The sequence below is a fragment of the Gemmatimonas sp. genome (assembly GCF_021298855.1).
GTDB lineage: Bacteria > Gemmatimonadota > Gemmatimonadetes > Gemmatimonadales > Gemmatimonadaceae > Gemmatimonas.
On record NZ_JAJTHI010000087.1, the window covers coordinates 1 to 17,893 of the forward strand.

A 17,893-nucleotide genomic window follows, 5' to 3' on the forward strand; every position below is an offset into this window, starting at 1 on the left:
GCGAGGCGCGGCTCGGCGGCGCGCGGGCGTGGTTCAACCGCTCGCGCGAATCGGAGGTCACGGCAAGGTATGACCTGACCATGCAGCTTCCGGGGTTGGGCGAGCTCAACGCCGGGGCGGTGCGGCGGCGGCTGGCGACCCGGACGCGCATGGAGGCCCCGTTCGGCAGCTTCCTGCCGCTGGCGCCGTCGGGGCGCGTGAACCCGTTCGCCAGCGACGCGACCACGCGCGGCGACGTTGACGGCCTGCACCTGCAGCTGAGCCGGGCAGTGGGGCCCGCGCAGGTGACGGCCGGCGTGCGGGCCGACCGCTTCGGGCTGTCCGATGCCGTGCGTGTCGGCCCGAGGGTCGCCGCGGCGTTCCGCGTCGCGCCGACGCTCGAGCTCACCGGCGGGGCGGGGCGCTACCACCAGCAGGTGCCGTTGGTCTACGTCGCCGCGATCCCCCGCAACCGCGCGCTGCCGCCAATGCGTGCCGACCACGCCGTCGTCGGCCTGGCGTGGACGCCCGCCCCCACGCTGCGCGTCACGCTCGAGGCCTACGAGAAGCGCTACGCCGACTACCCGGTCTCCACCGACCTGCCGCAGTTCACTCTCGCGAATGCTGGCGACAGCTACGACGTGGTCGGCGCGCTGGTGCCCCTGACCGCCCGCGGGGTGGGACGCGTGCGCGGCCTCGAGCTCTTCGCGCAGCGCCAGCTGGTGCAGGGGACGTACTGGCAGGCGGCGGTCTCCACCACACACTCGCGGCAGGCGGCGCTCGACGGCGTGCTGCGCCGCGGGGCGTACGACGCGCCGTTCTCGGCGACGGTCATCGCCGGCCGGCGCGTCCGCCAACGCTGGGACCTCTCGACCCGTGCCTCGTGGGCCGCGGGCCGGCCGACGACGCCCGTGCGCACCGACCTCTCGACGGCGCAGCAGCGCCTCGTGCTGGACGCCATGCGGCTCAACGAAGACCGGTCGGCCGACTACCTGCGCGTCGATGTGCGCGCCGAGCGGCGGGTCGCCCTCGGCGGGCGGACGCTGGCGGTGTACCTCGACGTGCAGAACGTGACCAACCGCCGGAACGTGGCCGGATTCGACTGGAACTCGAAGACCAACCGGCTCGCCTTCACCGAACAGGCGGGGTTGCTGCCGGTGCTGGGCCTCAACCTGAAGTTCTGAGCCGGCGTCGCGCGGATGCGGTGGTGGGTGAGGAGCGGGTCGAGTCGCGCGCCGGGGTGGTCATCGTGGCAGATCGCGCGGCCAGTGCTGCGGCACGCCGTCGCGTTCGAGTTCCCGCTGAAAATCCCGGAGCAGGCGCTCCTGCCGACGCACGGCGCGCGGCAGGCAGCGGCGGGCCAGGCAGAACGCCACCAGGCTCCCCACGCTCTCCCCGATGTTCCATTCGATTGGATGCAGCCGGTAGCAGCCGTTGGTGAGGTGGGTGACGCCAAGGTTCTTGCACGCCGGCAGCAGGTTCTCCATGCGCGTCGGCAGCAGTGCGCCCAACGGAATCTGAAAGGGCAGGGTGGTGCCGTAGCGTCCGTAGTCACCACGGGTGGTGCGGTGCAGGTCCATGCTGTAGTGCCCGATCCCCACACTGTCGGGGAAGGCCGCCGCGTGCGTGGCGTCGGGACGGGCCGCGGCGGTGACGTGCTGTTCGCGCACGGTGAACTCGGCGGCAACGCGACGGCTTTCGCGGATGTACGGATACTTCGCGAACCCGTCGTCGGTGCCCATGATGTCCGGCCGCAGTCGCAGCCCCGGCCAGCCGGCACCGCCATCGGGGCGCGGGGCCTCCGTCTGCAGCCAGTACAACAGCGCAAGGCCCTGTTCCTTCGCGCGGGCGATCTGCTGCTGTGCCGTCGCCGGCGCCACGTCGATGAGTGACCCGAACGAATAGTCGTTCAGCCCCCAGTTGATGATGCTGACATCGTGCCGGTACCGCGCATCGACGGTCGGTTGCGGAGCAAAGAGGTCGCGGTCGATCACGCGACGGTACGACCAATAGCCGGTGCGCCGCTCGGGATCGAAGCCGATGCGCCGGTTGGCTGGCTCGTCGAAGCTGAGCAGCCGATACGTCACCCCGTCGGCGGCGGGAATCGCCAGGTCGCGCCAGTGTGCATAGTCACTCGGCCGGTCGATCACGTGGTGCTCTCCCGGGCGATACTCGAGGGCGAAGCACATCGTGAACGCCTGCACGTTGTCAGGCTCCGCGTCGCGCTTGGCATGGGGCTCGTCGGTCTGGGCGACTGACTCGGCGCCCGTGACGTACTCCGTGCGCGTCAGCGGCAGCAGATCGCCGAGTTCGGTGGCGTCGGCGAAGTAGGGCGCATGGAGCACGACATCGCGTGCGGTGTCACCATGCCGCACGCGCACCGCCTGTACGCGGTCACGATGCACGTCGGCGGCCACGGCGGTGTGCTCGCGCAGAATGCGCAGCTGCCCGCTGTGTACGTAGGGGGCGAGCATCGCTTCGATCACGGCCAGTGCGACGCGCGGTTCGCAGCCAATGCGCGACACCCAGCAGTTGCCGGGATTGAGACGGACGTTCGCCCTGGCCCGCGCGGTGAGCGGGGTTTGCGTGCGATAGTAATCGCGCATGCCGGAGCGCAGCGTCAGGTAACTGCGGGTACCTCCGATGGTTTCGATCCACGCATTCTCGTCGGGCGGCACCGCCTGCTGGGTGAGTTGTCCGCCGATCCAATCGGTCTGCTCGGTCATGATCACCCGGAGCCCACGCCGCGCGGCGGCCAGCGCGGCGGCACAGCCGCCGAGGCCGCCGCCAATGATCACGAGATCGGCGGCCAGTTCACCGGCCATGCCGGGGGGGTCGCCACCGGGCCACGTGCGCCGGGTTGGAGCAAGACACCCGGGGACGGCCAGCATCACTGGCGCGGCCACGGCCAATCGCTGGAGAAAGTCGCGTCGGCCCACGTTGCCGGTCGACTGGCCGTGACGGGTCATGTGCTCGCGGGTGCCTGCGCAGATGCGGTCATGAATGGGTTCGGGACGACCGCCAGCGGCGTACGACCCGGGCAATCGTCCGCAGGAGTCTACGCGGTTTCACGATGGACGGGTGATTTCGAAGGCTCGCGTCGCCCCGGATGTCGCCGTGGCCGGATTGCCGGCGCCCAATCCGCACCCGGCTCGGCCGCCGCCGCTCCGTTCCGCACCCCCGGCCGCGGCACGGGACGATAAGTTGTTGATCATGACGCCGATCGTCTGGACCGATCACAAGCGGTATCTCTGGGCCATGGCGCTGGCCATGCCGCTCCTGCCGTTTCTGGCCTTGGGGCTCCACGCGGTCACCGGTGCGAGCCTCTGGCTCTGGCTTGGCCCGCTGGTCGTGCTCGGCGTGGTCCCGCTGGTCGACCTCGTCGTGGGCCTCGACCGGGCCAACCCGCCGGCAGAGATGACGGCCGCGCTCGAGGGAGACCGCTACTACCGGTGGGTTACGTATCTCTTTCTGCCGTTGCAGTACGCCGGCTTCGTCGTTGCCTTCCGCGCCATCGCCAGCGGTGACCTGTCGGTCGCCGAATGCCTCGGCCTCTCCGTCACGGTGGGTTGCATCGGTGGCCTCGGCATCAACACCGCCCACGAACTCGGCCACAAAAAGGAAGGTGTGGAGCGCTGGCTGTCCAAGATCGCCCTCGCCCAGTGCTGGTACGGCCACTTCTACATCGAACACAACCGCGGCCATCACGTGCGCGTCGCCACGCCGGACGACCCGGCCAGCAGCCGACTGGGGGAGTCGTTCTACCGGTTCTGGCCACGCACCGTGGCGGGCTCCCTGCGCAGTGCGTGGCAGCTCGAAGCGCGACGCCATGCGCGCCTGGGCCAGCACCCGTTTCGGCCGGGGAACCACGTGCTGAACGCGTGGCTGATGTCCGCCGCGCTCTGGACGGCCATGGTCCTCTGGCTGGGCGTCGGGGTGCTGCCGTACCTCCTGCTGCAGGGCGTGATCGGGTTCACCCTGCTCGAAGCGGTGAACTATCTCGAACACTATGGCCTGCTGCGCCAGCGCGTCGGGGCCCCGGGACGCGAGCGGTACGAGCAGGTGGCTCCGCGTCACTCGTGGAATGCCAATCATCTCACGACCAACCTGCTGCTGTATCACCTGCAGCGGCACAGCGACCACCATGCTCACCCCACCCGGCGCTATCAGGCGCTGCGCGATCACGCGGAGGCGCCGGTGCTCCCCGCGGGCTACGCCGGCATGATCCTGCTGGCCCTGATCCCGCCGCTGTGGTTTCGCGTCGTCGATCCGCGGGTACTCGCGCACTATGGCGGTGACGTACGTCTCGCCAACCTTGCGCCACACGCCCGGGCGCGACTGCTGGCCCGCTACCCGTCCTCGTCCGGCACGGCGCCGTCACCGCGCGACCTCGGGGCACGAGCTGCCGGCGGCGCCGAGCACATGACGTCGCCCACATCGTCGCCCACGTTGTCACACGTGCCGCCGCACACGGAAGAATACGGCTGCCCGGGTTGCGGCTATGTGTACGCCCCACGGCGCGGTGCCCCGCGCGAAGGGTACCCGGTCGGTACGCCGTGGGCCGCCCTGCCCGCCGATTGGCCCTGTCCCGACTGCGGGGTGCGCGAGAAGGCGGACTTCGTGCCGCTGGCGTCAGTCGCACCACATGTGGAGACCGGACCCGCCTGACCATGGCGCGCCTGGCCGACGAGGCGGGCACCCCGGTGCATCCGGCGGGTACGAGCCACGTTCACCCATGGACCACCACGTCCCCCTGCACGCTCCCGTACACCATCACGATGAAGCGACAACTCGTCATGGCCGCCACCCCCCGCTTCAGCATGGTCACCTGGGGGCTGGGCATCGTGCTCCTGGCGCTCGTGGCCACCGTCGCCCTGGCCGTACCGCCGGTCGAGCGGCGGGCCGTTGAGCTGACCTTCCTGAAATCGAAGCCAGGGCAGCGGGAGCAGCTGAAGACGTTCATCATCCGGAACTGGTTCGCCATGGACCGGATCGCCAAGGAACAGGGGCTGCTCAGCGCCTTCACCGTCATGGACACCGGCACCGACGAGGGCGCGTGGAACGTCCTCGTCTCGGTGACCTACATGAACGACAAGGGCTACGACGGGATCGTCGACGCGTTCGAGCGGATTCGTCGCGCCCATGCCCCGGTACGTATCGATGGGAAGGAGCTGCGAGACCTGGGCGCAATCGTCGACTCGAAGCGCCTGTTCGAGTACCCGGCATCGACCACGCCGTGATACCCGGCGGAGGGCTCGACTTCCTACCGGCGCCGCGTCTCCTGCCGCCACTGTCGTGCGAACAGCACCATCGTGGTCCCCAGCACCAGCCAGGCCGCCATCCGGCACCACGCAGCCATCTGTGCTTCCCGGGTCAGGAGCCCCGCGTGCGCCAGCAGGTAGTTCCAGTCGTGGATGACCTCCTCGCCATCACCGATCGACACGAGTGGCAGCTCGAGCGTGCGGGCATCGGCGATGTAGGCGGCGAGGTTGCCCAGACTCGATGCCAGCCAGAACAGTGGGATGATGGCCCCCAGCGCGTCCCCCTGACGGCGGAGTACCAGGCACGCGGCGATCGGCACCAGCAGCTGTGTGACGCTCCCACCGGCAACGGCGAACCACTCGCCGAGCGGACTCCAGAGCACATGTCCCAGCTCATGAAACGCCAGTGTGATGCCACCGAACAGCCCGGCGGCCTCGGGCGCCACCCGAATGACGCGCTGGGCGTCGTAGGCGAGTGCCAGCGCGAGGCCGGCGTAGAGCATCGGGCGGGCGCGCGTCACGATGGCACGACGAGGCGGGGCCGACGGGCCCGCTGGACGGGGCGTCCGCAGTATGTTGCAGTGGAGGGGGCGCACTCGCCGTGAACGGGCCCCCGAAACCCTGCCCACCGGAGGCGCCCGTGCGACTGACGCCGACACTCGAGCGGCTGTACCTGGCGAATGCCGTGGTCCTGCTCGTCCACCAGATGGACGCAGCCTACTGGCAGGAGTGGCAGCTTTTCCATCTGCCTGGCGGCCTCCCGCTCTACCTTGCGCTCAACCTGCCGATCGTGCTGGTGGTGCTGGTCGGCTACGGCGCCATCGCGGCCCGTCGGCCGTCGGCGGTGGCCTACTCGTGGGGGCTGGTCGCGGCCGGGGTGTTCGCCGTGGTGTTCCACGCGGCCCATCTGCTGGCCGGGGATGCGGCGTTCCGCACCCCGGCGTCGCTCGCCCTGCTTGCCGATACGGCGCTCCTGTCCGGGGCGCAGGCCGTGCTGCTGCTCCGGGCGCGGCGCCGCGCCATGGCCGCCTCCGCGACGCCCTCGCCGCCGCACGTGAGCGCCTGACGCAACGCCTGACACGACCGGACGCGCTGCGCGCCCGGCCCGCCGGGCGCTGCCTTTGCCGCTACCGCAGCGAGGCCGTGCGCGTGCCATCGGCTCGCCAGTCGCCGAGCTGCGCGAGCCAGGCATCGGGGCGCACTCCCACCGGTACCAACCGGGCGTGCACGGCGGCGAGGTTGCGCGGCTCGTAGAGCCAGATCGCCGGCGCATCGGCCACGAGGAGGGCGTGGGCGCGCCGGAACAGCGTCGTGCGCGCGGCCGGCTCGAAGGTCGCGATCGCGCTGTCGATGGTGGCGTCGAACGCCGCACTCGCATACCGCCCGAAGTTGGCTCCGACATCCTCGCCCTTGGGGGCGCCCCAGGCCTGCCGGAGCCCCGAGGGGCTGGGATCGTTCCGCCACACGTTGAGCGCGGCCTCGAAGTCGCCCTGCTGCAGCCGGCTGGCGAACACACCCGCGTCCACCGGCTCGATCTCCACGCCCACGCCCGCCGCCGCAAGCTGGCCCTGCAGCAGCACCGCCAGCTTCTTGCGGGTGCCGCTCGACGCGGGCACCAGAATGGCGAAGCGCAGCGGGCGGCCGTTCTTCATCCGCACCGGATTCCCGCCCACCCGACGCCACCCGAGCGAGTCGAGCGCCCGCCCCGCGGCCGCGGAATCGAAGGCGATACCGGGCGCAGTCGTGTCGACCGTGACGTCGGCGCGCGTGAACGGCCCCAGCGCGACCCGCCCCAGCGAATCCAACGCATTCTGCACCACGGCGCCCCGATCGATGGCCTGTGTCAGCGCGAGCCGCAACGCCCGATCGGCGAACAGCGACGACCGCCCACCCTTCGCCCGATGGTTGAGGGCGAGATAGCCGTAATCGAGGCTCCCGTATTCGACCGCCTTGAGCGTCGGCGTCGCCGCCACCTTGCCAACCGCATCGCCACGCAGCACTTCGAGCACGTCGGCCTGACCGGTGAGTACGGCCATCGTGGCGGTGTTGGGATCGGGCGCCACCGACCAGATCACCCGATCGAATCGTGGGCGCCCGCGATAGTTGACGCTGTCGGCCACCAGCACCAGCCGCTGCTTGCGCTCCCACGAGCCGAACCGGTAGCGCCCGCTCCCCACCGGGGCGCTCGCGTACGCCGACGCCAGCAGGCCGTCGCGCGGCACGGTGTCGAGCAGGTGCTTCGGCATGATGGCGAGATTGTAGACGAGCTGAAAGAACTGCTCAGGGTGCCGCCCGTGCCACCACGCCACCGCGGTGCGGGCGTCCCGCACGGTCACGGAATCGATGCCGTCGAAGCCGCGCGCATGCATCGACCCCACGGCGGGGTCGGTATACAGCGCGAACGAGAACTGCACATCGGCCGCGGTGACCGGGCGTCCGTCGTGCCAGCGCGCCGCCGCATCGAGCTCGAAGGCGATCGACAGCGAGTCGGCCGACCACTGCCAGCGGTGGGCGAGGCGCGGCGCGAAGCCAGCGTCGCCATCGGTCCGCACGCGGGTCGACGTTGGCTCGGCGAGATGATCGAAGAGCAGATCGACGACCTGCTTGCCCGCCGTCGTGGCGACGAGCGGCGGCACCAGGGCATCGGCATCGGCGGCGGTGGCGATCACGATGCCGGCCGTGCTGGCCGGATCGGCGGCCGCGTCGTCCGCGGCGGGCTCTCCGCACGCACCGGCGAGCAGGAGGCCCAGCAGCAGCGAGTGGGGGGCGCGGACCGCGTAAACGCGGCGCGTGCGAACGGACGTCTGCATGGCGAGGTCGGGGAATCGGGAGCAGTGATGGCCAAGAGCGGGGCGTGTGGACACGCGCCCGCTCCTGAAGTATCGGTCGCACCCGGTCGAGACTGTTCCCCATGCGCGTGTCGATCATCCGGCGACTGGGCCGGTCGGTGCTGGTCGTCCTGCTGGCGACGACCGCCAGCTTCGCGCTGCTGCGCGTGGCCCCGGGGGATGCCACGACCGGATCGGTGGAGGGGCGCGGGCGCACGGCGAGCGAGCGGGCGGCGCTGGCCGAGCAGCTGGGGCTGCAGCAGCCGCTGCCGGTGCAACTCGCCCGCTATGTCGGCGATGTGCTGCGCGGCCGGCTGGGCATCTCCAGCAGTGAAGGCCGGCCCGTCGTTGCCGTCATCGGCGACGCGCTGCCGGCAACGGTCCTGCTTTCCGGCACCGCCCTGCTTCTCGCGGCCCTCCTTGGCGTAAGCGTCGGCACACTGCACGGCTGGCGCCCGGAGCGCCGCAGCGCCCGTCTGGCTGCCACACTGCTCACCGCCGGCTATGCCGTGCCCGAGGTCGTCCTCGGCACCGCGCTTCTGGCCGTCTTCGCCCTGCAGACTGGGCTGTTTCCCGCCGGTGGACTCGACGATCCGCTGGTGGCACTCACCGGCTCCACTCTGGCCCGCTGGCGCAATCGGGGCTGGCATCTGGTGCTGCCGGCCACCGCCCTCGCGCTGTCGTGGAGCGCGGTGATCGTGCGGCAGCAGCGCCAGGCGGTGCGCGCCGCCGCAGGAGAGCCGTATGTGCAGGCAGCGCGGGCGCGCGGGGTCACCCCGTTGCGGTTGCTGCTGCGGCACGTACTCCGCCCGTCGCTGGCGGGGAGCGCGGCGCTGCTCGGTACGATGCTCCCGGCCGTGGCCGGTGGAACCATCGTCGTGGAGTCGCTCTTCTCCTGGCCCGGCATGGGGTCACTGCTGGTGCGGGCGGTGACGCTGCGCGACGCGCCGCTGGTGGCCGGCATCGTCATCCTCGTCTCGGCGGCGGTGGCCGTGGGCTCCCTGCTCACCGAGCTGCTCGTGTCGCAGCTCGATCCGCGGTTGCGCTCCGCCGAGGCGCACCCATCGTGAGCCTCGTGCTGCGCTCCCGGTACGCCCCCCTGCTGGCGCGGCCGCAATGGCGGCCACCGCGCCTGCCGCTGTCGACAGCGCTGCTGGCGCTGATCGTGCTCTCGGCCCTCGCCGCCCCATGGATCGCCCCCTACGACCCCGCGCAGCAGCTGGACATCGTGGCGCTCAAGAACGCCCCGCCCAGCGCCGCGCACCTGTTGGGGACCGACCCGTACTCGCGCGATCTGCTGAGCCGCCTGCTTCACGGCGGGCGGGTGTCGCTTGCGGTGAGCGGGTTGGCCACGGTGGTCGCCGCACTCCTCGCCATGCTCTGGGGGGGGGTGGCCGCCTCGAGCGGGCCGGTCGTCGGTGGGCTCCTCATGGACGTCGCCGATGCGCTGCGGGCGATACCACGGAAGCTGCTGCTGCTGGCCATCATGCTGGTGGTCCCGCACCCAACGGTGCCGACGCTGGCGCTGCTGCTGGGCGCCGGCAGCTGGACGGCGCTGGCCCAGGTGATCTACACCGAAGCACGCGCGGTGCGCGCCCGGGAATTCGTGCGCGCCGCCGAGGCGCTGGGCGTGCCACCGCGGCGACGGCTGGTCCGCCATGTGGCCCCGCATCTGACGCGGGTGGTGGGCGCCGCCAGCGCCACGCTGCTGGCCGACCTGCTGGCGGTGGAGGCGGGGGTGTCGTTCCTCGGTCTCGGGGTGCGTCCGCCCACGCCCAGCTGGGGCACGATCCTGCAGGACGGTGTGGCCTACCTGGGGAGCGCGTGGTGGGTCGCGCTGGCGCCGGCGCTGCTGCTGGTCCTCACCGTGCTCGGGGTGGCCCGCCTGGCCGATCGGCTGACCGCCCCCTAGGCGTCGCGCCACCGTGGCGCGTTGCGGTGGCGCGACGCAAGACGGGTCCCCGTCGCGCGCTGCCGCCCGGAGGCTACGCGGCGAAGCGCCCGGTCGGCGTCCCGCTATCCCCCAGGTCACCCTCTTGCACCCGCTCATCCGGCGGTGTCCCCACCAATCGGTCCTGGAGCGGCGCATACCCCAGCGCCCGCGCGTGCACGGTGTACCGGGCATTCACCTCATGCCACCGGTCCGGGGGCGTGGCGCCGCTTCGCACGGCCGCGGCGCACTCGGCGGCGAGCCAGACGGCGGCGTACGAATCGATGCGATCGGCCACCGCCAGCGTGTCACACAGCGTCCGCAGCGCCTCATCGGTCGCTCCCGCCGCGAGCTGCAGCCGCACCCCGAGGGCCACGAACAGCTCGCGCCCCTGGAACCACTGCTGCCGCCCGTCGAGAATCGCCTGCGCGGCCTGCAGCTGCGCACGGGCCGAGGGGAGGTTCCCGAGGTCCAGATCGGCCAGCCCGATGCCGCAGGTCGCCCCCGCGTGGATGTCGAGCTGCCCGAGCTGGCGCGCGAGCTGAATCGCCGCACCGTACAGCTCGGTGGCGCCGGCCGGGTCGCCGCGCTCGCGCGCCAGGTGCGCAAGATTGTACAGCGCCCCCAGCCGGTGCGGTTCGTGGTGCGCGGCGCTCGCGCTCCGCAACGTCTCCTCGAAGCGCTGCGTCGCCTCGCCGAAGCGCCCCAGTTTCATGAGCAGGACGCCAAGGTTCATGGACGCCAGCGCGGCGAGGTCCGCGGCCTTCACCTCGCGGCCGATCTCGAGTGCGGTAGCGTAGGCCAACTCGGCCGCCGGGTGATTCCCGGCCCGGTCGCAGGCGACCCCGATGTTGATCTGGCAGCGCAGCTGGCCGCGCCGGTCCTGTCGCTGCCGGAACAGGTCGAGCGCCTCGCGATAGTGGCGCACGGTGTCGGCCGGTGCCGTGGTCAGCACGGCCGAGCCCTGGCGCATGATGGCGTCCGCCAGTAGGGCGGTGTCGCCCACCGTGCGGGCCACGGTCACCGCCGCGTTGGCCGTGCGCTCGGCCTCGGCATCGTTCCCCAACCGGCTGTGCACCTGCGACAGCATCATCAGCAGCGCGACCGACTCGGCGTGATCATCTGCGGCGAGCGCCGCCTCGTACAGCTGCTCGCAGCTGGCGCGCACCTCGGCCGCCGGGGCGCCACGCAGCAGCCGCAGCCGCTGCACCATGCGGCGGGCCTTTCGGGCCACGCCGATCTCCGCGGCTCCCGCACCGTGGTTGGCAAGCAGCGCCTCGCAGTGCCGCTCGGCCTCCTCGTAGTGTCCCACCGTTTCGGCGAGCGCTGCCCGACGCCAGGCCACCTCGGCGTGTTCCACCGGGGTCACCGTGTGCCGTGCCGCAAGCGTCAGGCAGGTCGCTGCCGCATCGTAGGCGTACACCGCGATGGCTCGATCGGCGGCACGCACGGCATGACTGAGCGCCTCGGGCCCGCACCCGGCCTGGTCGAAGTGGGCCGCGATGTCGGCGGGGGCCGACGCCGGGCGCGAGGCGAGCAGTCGCGCCACGCGCTCGTGGATACGTCGCATGCGCAGCGGATTCCCCGAGCGGCGGAGCACGTCCGCCAGCAGCCCGTGCGTGAACTCGTACGTGGTCGGACCGTCCGGGCCGCACGCGGTGAGCACCTGGGCCCGAACGCCCTCGTCCAGCGCATCGAGCACCGTCTCCTCGTCGCGCGTGGTCGTCGCGAGCAGCAGGTCGGCATCGAACCGGCAACCCACAAGGGCGGCGGTGGTGAGCACCTCCCGCGTGGCGTCGGACAACCGGGCGAGCCGCCGGGTGAGCAGTTCGCGCACGGCGGTCGGCATGGGCTGGTCCGGACGGGGGTGATACCGCCATCCCCCGTCGTCGAACGACAGCCCGCCTTCCTCGAGCAGCATCTGGAGCGCCTGCACCGCAAACAGCGGATTCCCCTCGGTGTGCTCCGCCACGTGGTCGAGCAGCGCCGAGTCGAGCGGGCGGCCGCCGAGCGCGGTGCGCAACCAGTGCTCGAGCTCCTCGCGCGAGAGGCGACCCAGCGTCAGCTCGCTCACGCACTCCTGGCGCGACAGCCGGGACATCCGCTGGGCGACCTCCGCCGGGACATCCTCGCGGCGCAGGGCGAGGCAGATGAGCAGGCGCTGGCCGCTGAGGCGCGGCACCAGCAGCTCGAGCACGTCCCACGTTTCGCGGTCGCCCCAGTGCATGTCGTCGAGCACGATCACCAGCGGCCGCTCGGCGGCCGCGAGGGTGAGATACTCCTCGATCTCCTGCATGAGCGTGTAGCGGGCGGCAGTTGACGCCGCGGGGGTATCCGGCCGATCGGCCGCTGCGCCCAGCGCCGGTACCAGCCGACCAAGCTCGCGCCACGGGCGCGCCGGCACGAGGCCAAGGGCGTGAATGGCCCCGATCACGTCGGCCCACGGCCCGTACGGCGGCCGCACATCGGCCTCGAGACAGCGCCCCACCAGCAGCGCGCCCGCGCGCACGCCGATCTCGGGGCCGAGCTGGCGCAACAGGGTGGACTTGCCGATTCCGGCTTCGCCCACAACTGAGACCACCCGGGGCGCCCCGTTGGCGGCCGCGTCCAGCAACCGGCGCAGCCGTTGCCGCTCCGCGTGGCGGCCAACGAAGCCGTCGAGCAGCAGCGCCGCGTCGCGCGTCCCGGTCACGGAGCTGGCCACGGCCACCGCGTTGCGACCGCGGCGCTTCGCACTATAGAGCGCCCCGTCGGCCGCCGCGAACAACTCATCGAGCGACTGCCCGTGGGCCGGGGCCGAGGCCACGCCGACGGACAGCGTCACCCGCACCGGATCCGGCGCCCCGTCCCGTCGGGCGCAGGGCGCGCTCTCCACGGCGGCCCGCAGCTGTTCCGCGAGACGGACCGCCTCCTCGAGCGTGCTGCCCGGGAGCAGCGCCACCATCTCGTCACCGGCATAGCGGGCAATGAAGTCGCTGGCGCGCGCGACCTGCCGCAGCAGCGCCGCGACCATCCGCAGCGTGTCATCGCCCTGCAGGTGCCCGAAGGCGTCGTTCACGAGCTTGAAGTGATCGATGTCCATGACCAGCAGCGACACCGGGCGCTCGGTCGTCCGCCGGGCATCGAGCACCCGCTCGGCCGCTTCGCGGAAGGCCCGGCGCAACGGCAGCGCGGTCAGGTCGTCCAGCTCCGCGACCGGTTTCGGCACCGGGACCACCGGGGACTCGGGAGGCACCGGTGCTGCGACCTCGGGCTCCTTGCGCGACGTCCAGTCCGCGACCACTCGCTCGAACGAGGCGAAGACGGCCGGATCGAACATCACGCCGACATCGCGCCGCATGATGTCGACCGCGTCCGCGTGGCTGAACGCCCGCTTGTAGCTGCGGATGCTGGTCAGGGCGTCGTAGACGTCGGCGACACACAGGATGCGGGCGACGAGCGGGATGGCTTCTCCGCGGAGCCGATCGGGGTAGCCGGTGCCGTCCCACTTTTCGTGATGCGAGCGGATGATCGGCATCACATCCCAGGGGAATTCCACGCCGGCCAGGATCTCCACCCCCGCCGTGGTGTGACTCCGCATGAGCGCCCACTCGTCGTCGGTCAGCTTCCCCGCCTTGTTCAGCACCTCCTCGGGAATGACGATCTTGCCGACGTCGTGCAGGAGCGCGCCGATGCGGAACCAGAAGAGGTCCTGATTCGCCATCCCCAGATCTGCGGCCATCGCGCAGGCCAGGTCGGCCACACGCAGGCAATGCCCCTGTGTGTAGCGGTCCTTGGCTTCGATCGATTCACCCCAGCGCCGCGCCACCTGCAGGAACTCGGCCTCGAGCTGGCCGGTGCGCCGGTCGATGTCGGCCAGATCCCGCCGGGCGCGCAGCTGCCCGAACAGGCGGTGCGCGCGATTGAGGTGACGCAGGACATCCCGGTTCTGCCCCCGGCGCCGGGCGAGTTCACCCGCCTCGCGGGCCACCTCGGCCTGCAGCAGCACGTCCTGCCGCGTTTCGGCGATCTCGCCGGCGCGACGGAAGTGCTCCTCGGCGTCGGCGGGGTCTCCCGTTTCCCGGGCGATGACCCCCAGCAGCTTGCTCGCCTGCCCAACGGAGCTGCCGTCGCCGGAGCGTACGGAGAGGTCCATCGCGTGCCGCACGGCAACCTGGGCGCGCCCGAAGTCCTGCCGTGCCACCCACATCTCCGCGAGGTTCACCTCGAGCAGCATCCGCGTGCTCACGTCGTGTTCAAGCTCGCTGATGCGGATGGCCTCCCCGAAGGCATACTCGGCCGCGGCCCAGTCCTGCGCGTGGGTGTGCAAGAGCCCGAGGTTGTTGAGGACGCCCATCATGTTCTTCGCCGATCCGAGCGCGCGATACTCCTCGAGGCACGCTTCGTAATGCCGGCGCGCCTCCGAGAGGTCACCGCGCACGTTGGCGATGATCCCGAGATTCTGCGCCGTCATTGCGGCCAGCTTCGCATCGCCGGCCCGGAGCGCGCGCGTCCGGGCGGTGAGATACAGGCGCTCAGCCTCGTCGAGGTCGCCCAACTGCCAGTGGACCACCGCCTGAATGTTGATGGCACTACCGGCAGCGCCGTCGTCGCCACTGGCTTCGGCGATCGTGACGGCGGCGTTCAGGCATTCGAGCGCCGCGTCCAGCTGTGCGTCGCCCACATGCGTACGGGCGATCCAACGGAGGATCATGGAGGCCCGTCGTCCGTCGGTTTCGGTGCGGACCGACGCCAGCGCCTGTTCGTACAGGGCCCGGGCCTCTGCGCGCTGCCCGCGGCGTTCGGCGGCCTGCCCTTCCTCGAGCAGGGCCTCGCATGTGTCTGCGGTGACCGGTGCCGGGGGCGCGTCGGCCAACAGGGCCAGCTTCGGGCGTCGCACGTTCACCGGGCGGCTCATGGCGTCTCACTCCGGGCGCCGACCGCGCACGGCTCGTCGCGGCGGCCACCGGGCCGAAGAGCGAGCAGAGCAGGTGTGGAGCGAGGGGGCATGGCAGGGAGTGTCGGCACGACGACGCGGAACCTTCGCTCATCAGGACGCCGAGGTGCCGCGAGACGTCACGTACCACCGGTCATCGTACCAACGGCAACCGCACCGACGGCGCGGCGAGAACACTCGCTGGCCATCGGTGCGGCATTGGGCGCGGTGCGCACCGTGCTCGCCTAGTCGGCGAGCACGGTGTACCCGGCGAGCACGGCGTGGCCGGCAACGTGGCGCCACCCGGCGAGCCGCGCCGGAGCTGTATGCCCCGCATCGGCCGCAACATCCGGCGCGAGCGGGAACGACTCCGGCGCCGCCATCATGGTCGCGGCCACGAGCGCCCATCCGCCGAGGGCGGACAGGTGACGCGGATGCGACGAGGTGCGAGAGCGCATGGGTGTTGAGAGAAAGGGAAGACCGGCGAAGGTCGCCGCTCAGTCCATCGCCACGATGTAGCCGGAGAAGTGATCGATCGAGAAGCGAATCCACTTCTTGTCGATCGAAAGCACCGTTGGGCGGAACTCGTCGACCGTGGCCTTGAGACGGGTCTGGTCGAGCTGCAACACGTCCTTGAAGTAGGCGCCGCGTACGACGGGATTCGTGAAGCGATCGAAATTCGTGCCGTTGATCGGCTGCTCGAGCGTCAGCGGCACCGCGAAGGTGATGCCGTGCGGCTCGAAGTCGTAGGCCAAGATCGATCCGGCGACCTGCGTGACGCGGAACGTGACGTTGGCGCTGACGGCACCAGCGGGTACGACCAGACGCGCGCCGCTCGGAATGCGGAGCACGCCGCCGGCCCTGCCAATGACCGCCGACGCCGTCCGTTCCTTGGCGGGCTTCGTCCAGGCCAGTGTGGTGACTTCCGTGGCCAAGCCGCCGTTGCCCCCTGCCGCCTTGGCAAAGCTGGCCGTCTGCTCAGACAGGGCCGTCGGCCCGTCGGTGGTGCACGCGGCGGTCCCCAGGGCCAGTCCGGCAGCGCCGACGAACGCCAGCGTGCGGGCCAGGCGCGGGGTAAGGCGCGCGCGAAGCGAAGTGAACATAGGACACTCTGTGAATGGTGTGGTGCGCCGATTCGGAGCAGACCCCTCCGTGAGCAGCAATTCACCACGAAGCTGCCCATAGCGTGGAGGAATGGTGGAACACTCCACGCGCGCGGACCGTCATGCACCGTGCATCGATCCGGAAATTCTGCAGCTCTTGGCCGCCAGTGAAATACTCCGTTACACCGGCGGCGCGTCTCGTGCGGCCGCGGGTCACACACGCGGCGACGGAACAGTACAACACTGGCGCGGTCGCGCAAGCCCTCCGGTTCCGTCGCTACGATGCGGACGGCCCCGACGTCAGTCGGTGCACTTCGTCGAGCAGCGCGGCGACGGTGAGCGTGCCCTGCCGCGCGGCGTTCGGCGTGATCCGCGCCCGGGGCGCTGATACCTTTCGGTCGCCCCTGCCGTGGGGCGCTCGGCTCCGTCGGCGCCCCATGCCACTCACCGTTCCATGGCGTCCGCATGTGCTACTACGTCACGGCGATCCTCCCGCGAGACGTCTCCCTGGCATCGCTGGGTCCGATCGCCACGCAGTTCGGGCGTCAGCTGACGCCGCTCACCGGCCCCGGACTCGGTGCCTACCTCGCGCCGGGTGAACAGTACGTGCTGACCACCGCCGGTCCCTGCGACTGCGACACGGCGCTGGGGCACCAGGGGCGGGCGTCCCGACGGGGCGAGGGCCCGCAGGATGACGCGGCCCGAAGGCTGGCCGCCAAGGGCTGGAGCAACGCCAGGATCGCCCGCTCACTGGCCCAGCGCGAGAAGGCCCAGGCGCGCCACACCGCCAAGGCCGACACGGACCTGGCCCGCTGGGAAGGCTTCCTTCGGGCCGTGTTGGATACCGGCGTGGCGTATGTCGGACTCGTGCTGCACTGCTATGAGGGGCCCGTCGCGGCCGGGGTTGCCCTCACCGGTCGTCAGATCGTTCCCGTGGGTCGGGAGACACCGCCCCTGCGCGCCGCCCTGGCCTCCCTGCGTGAAGACTGCCGTTACGATTTCCGCGCGCACCGCGATCGCGCGGTCGCGGCGTCGGCGTGGTCGCCGGCGCCGTGATCCCCGACCGGTACTGACAGGGAGCCCTCACGATGTTCTCCATGACGGAGGTTCCGCTCTCGCCTCAGGCCACGGCGCGCCTGCGAGCGGCGGCGACCTATCACGGCTCGTTGACCAGGCTGCGCGGGAGTCTGGTGCTGAAGATGACCGGAGTCTTTGCGGCCCTGTTGTGCGCCGTCGCGGCGATCATGGTCGCGGCGTTCTGGTGGTTCGATGCGCTCCCGGATCTGCAGCGGCGACTGCCTGCCGCCCTCTGGGCGCTCGGTCTCCTGTACGGCTTCCTGCTGATCGAATCACTCCGGGACAGCCGATACTCGCACGAGGCGCTCCGTGAGCAGCACGAGCGTGCCGAGGCGGCGTTGGCGGACGGCCGGGAGCGGGTGGTGGTGGTCGACTTCGACGAGACCAGCTTCGCGATACCGCACGAGCACGGCATGTTCTACTGCGTTGACGATGGGCACCGTGGCGCCGTGCTGCTCGAGGTGTCCACGATCGCCGACGATCCGCGCGAATCGCAGGCGCGACGAACCCGTCAGGCGGCGCACTGGCAGCTGCACTATTGCGCCGGGGGCATCCAGCGGGCCCGCTTCTCCGGCCGGAAGATTTCCATCCGGCGCATCGAGGGGCTCGATGACGGAGGGGAGACGGGGCTGGACCGTATGCTGGAGGTGCTCGGGGTATCCGGTGCGCCGGATCTGGCGCGCGTGGCGCTACCCATTCACGAAGCCGAGCGGCGTGTTCGCGACGTACTCGCGAAGGACGCGGCGCCGGAGCGACGTGGGTAACCGGGCGGCTGTCGTTCCCACCCTCCTTGCCACCCA

General features: G+C 71.2%; 14 protein-coding genes. 8 read left to right on the plus strand and 6 right to left on the minus strand.

The window, feature by feature from the left end; genetic code table 11:
- A partial coding sequence (locus LW840_RS17330) for a TonB-dependent receptor (protein WP_291277469.1) occupies window positions 1-1,163 on the plus strand: 1,163 nt, incomplete at its 5' end.
- A gap of 60 nt (window positions 1,164-1,223) precedes the next feature.
- Here the strand turns inward: LW840_RS17330 and LW840_RS17335 are convergent.
- Window positions 1,224-2,948, minus strand: a complete 1,725-nt coding sequence (locus LW840_RS17335) for an FAD-dependent oxidoreductase (protein ID WP_291269423.1) — start codon at window positions 2,946-2,948, stop codon at window positions 1,224-1,226.
- Between the two features lie 244 nt (window positions 2,949-3,192).
- Here LW840_RS17335 and LW840_RS17340 point away from each other — a divergent pair, with 244 nt between their 5' ends.
- Entirely contained in the window at window positions 3,193-4,647 is a 1,455-nt protein-coding gene (locus tag LW840_RS17340; RefSeq protein ID WP_291277470.1) for a fatty acid desaturase, read from the plus strand.
- A gap of 110 nt (window positions 4,648-4,757) precedes the next feature.
- A complete protein-coding gene (locus LW840_RS17345) occupies window positions 4,758-5,219 on the plus strand; it encodes a hypothetical protein (RefSeq protein WP_291262792.1) in 462 nt (153 codons plus the stop codon).
- A gap of 23 nt (window positions 5,220-5,242) precedes the next feature.
- On the opposite strand, the gene LW840_RS17350 is transcribed toward LW840_RS17345, so the two are convergent.
- Window positions 5,243-5,761, minus strand: a complete 519-nt coding sequence (locus LW840_RS17350) for a hypothetical protein (RefSeq protein WP_291266734.1) — start codon at window positions 5,759-5,761, stop codon at window positions 5,243-5,245.
- A gap of 119 nt (window positions 5,762-5,880) precedes the next feature.
- Here LW840_RS17350 and LW840_RS17355 point away from each other — a divergent pair, with 119 nt between their 5' ends.
- Complete coding sequence (locus tag LW840_RS17355; RefSeq protein WP_291262794.1) at window positions 5,881-6,306, plus strand: DUF6713 family protein; 426 nt, start codon at window positions 5,881-5,883, stop codon at window positions 6,304-6,306.
- Between the two features lie 61 nt (window positions 6,307-6,367).
- Here the strand turns inward: LW840_RS17355 and LW840_RS17360 are convergent, their stop codons facing one another.
- Window positions 6,368-8,050 (minus strand): peptide ABC transporter substrate-binding protein, encoded by a 1,683-nt coding sequence (locus tag LW840_RS17360; protein WP_291273969.1) that lies wholly within the window; start codon window positions 8,048-8,050, stop codon window positions 6,368-6,370.
- 101 nt (window positions 8,051-8,151) lie between these two features.
- Between LW840_RS17360 and LW840_RS17365 the strand changes: the two genes are divergently transcribed.
- Window positions 8,152-9,138, plus strand: coding sequence for an ABC transporter permease (locus LW840_RS17365; RefSeq protein ID WP_291262796.1), 987 nt, complete (start codon window positions 8,152-8,154; stop codon window positions 9,136-9,138).
- Window positions 9,135-9,980: an ABC transporter permease gene (locus LW840_RS17370; RefSeq protein ID WP_291266730.1), complete on the plus strand. Its 846-nt coding sequence runs from the start codon at window positions 9,135-9,137 to the stop codon at window positions 9,978-9,980. Before LW840_RS17365 ends, LW840_RS17370 begins: the two co-directional genes overlap by 4 nt.
- A gap of 73 nt (window positions 9,981-10,053) precedes the next feature.
- On the opposite strand, the gene LW840_RS17375 is transcribed toward LW840_RS17370, so the two are convergent.
- The 3 genes from LW840_RS17375 to LW840_RS17385 form a co-directional block, all read right to left on the minus strand.
- Window positions 10,054-14,895, minus strand: a complete 4,842-nt coding sequence (locus LW840_RS17375) for a diguanylate cyclase (RefSeq protein WP_291269421.1) — start codon at window positions 14,893-14,895, stop codon at window positions 10,054-10,056.
- Window positions 14,896-15,158: 263 nt separating this feature from the next.
- The gene (locus LW840_RS17380) at window positions 15,159-15,371 is read right to left on the minus strand and encodes a hypothetical protein (RefSeq protein WP_291266930.1); all 213 of its coding nucleotides are present in this window, start codon (window positions 15,369-15,371) and stop codon (window positions 15,159-15,161) included.
- A 39-nt stretch (window positions 15,372-15,410) separates the two neighbouring features.
- The gene (locus LW840_RS17385) at window positions 15,411-16,016 is read right to left on the minus strand and encodes a hypothetical protein (RefSeq protein ID WP_291266931.1); all 606 of its coding nucleotides are present in this window, start codon (window positions 16,014-16,016) and stop codon (window positions 15,411-15,413) included.
- 465 nt (window positions 16,017-16,481) lie between these two features.
- On the opposite strand from LW840_RS17385, the gene LW840_RS17390 reads away from it, so the two are divergent.
- Window positions 16,482-17,072, plus strand: a complete 591-nt coding sequence (locus tag LW840_RS17390) for a hypothetical protein (protein ID WP_291266932.1) — start codon at window positions 16,482-16,484, stop codon at window positions 17,070-17,072.
- A gap of 41 nt (window positions 17,073-17,113) precedes the next feature.
- Entirely contained in the window at window positions 17,114-17,857 is a 744-nt protein-coding gene (locus LW840_RS17395; RefSeq protein WP_291277471.1) for a hypothetical protein, read from the plus strand.
- Window positions 17,858-17,893 lie beyond the last annotated feature (36 nt).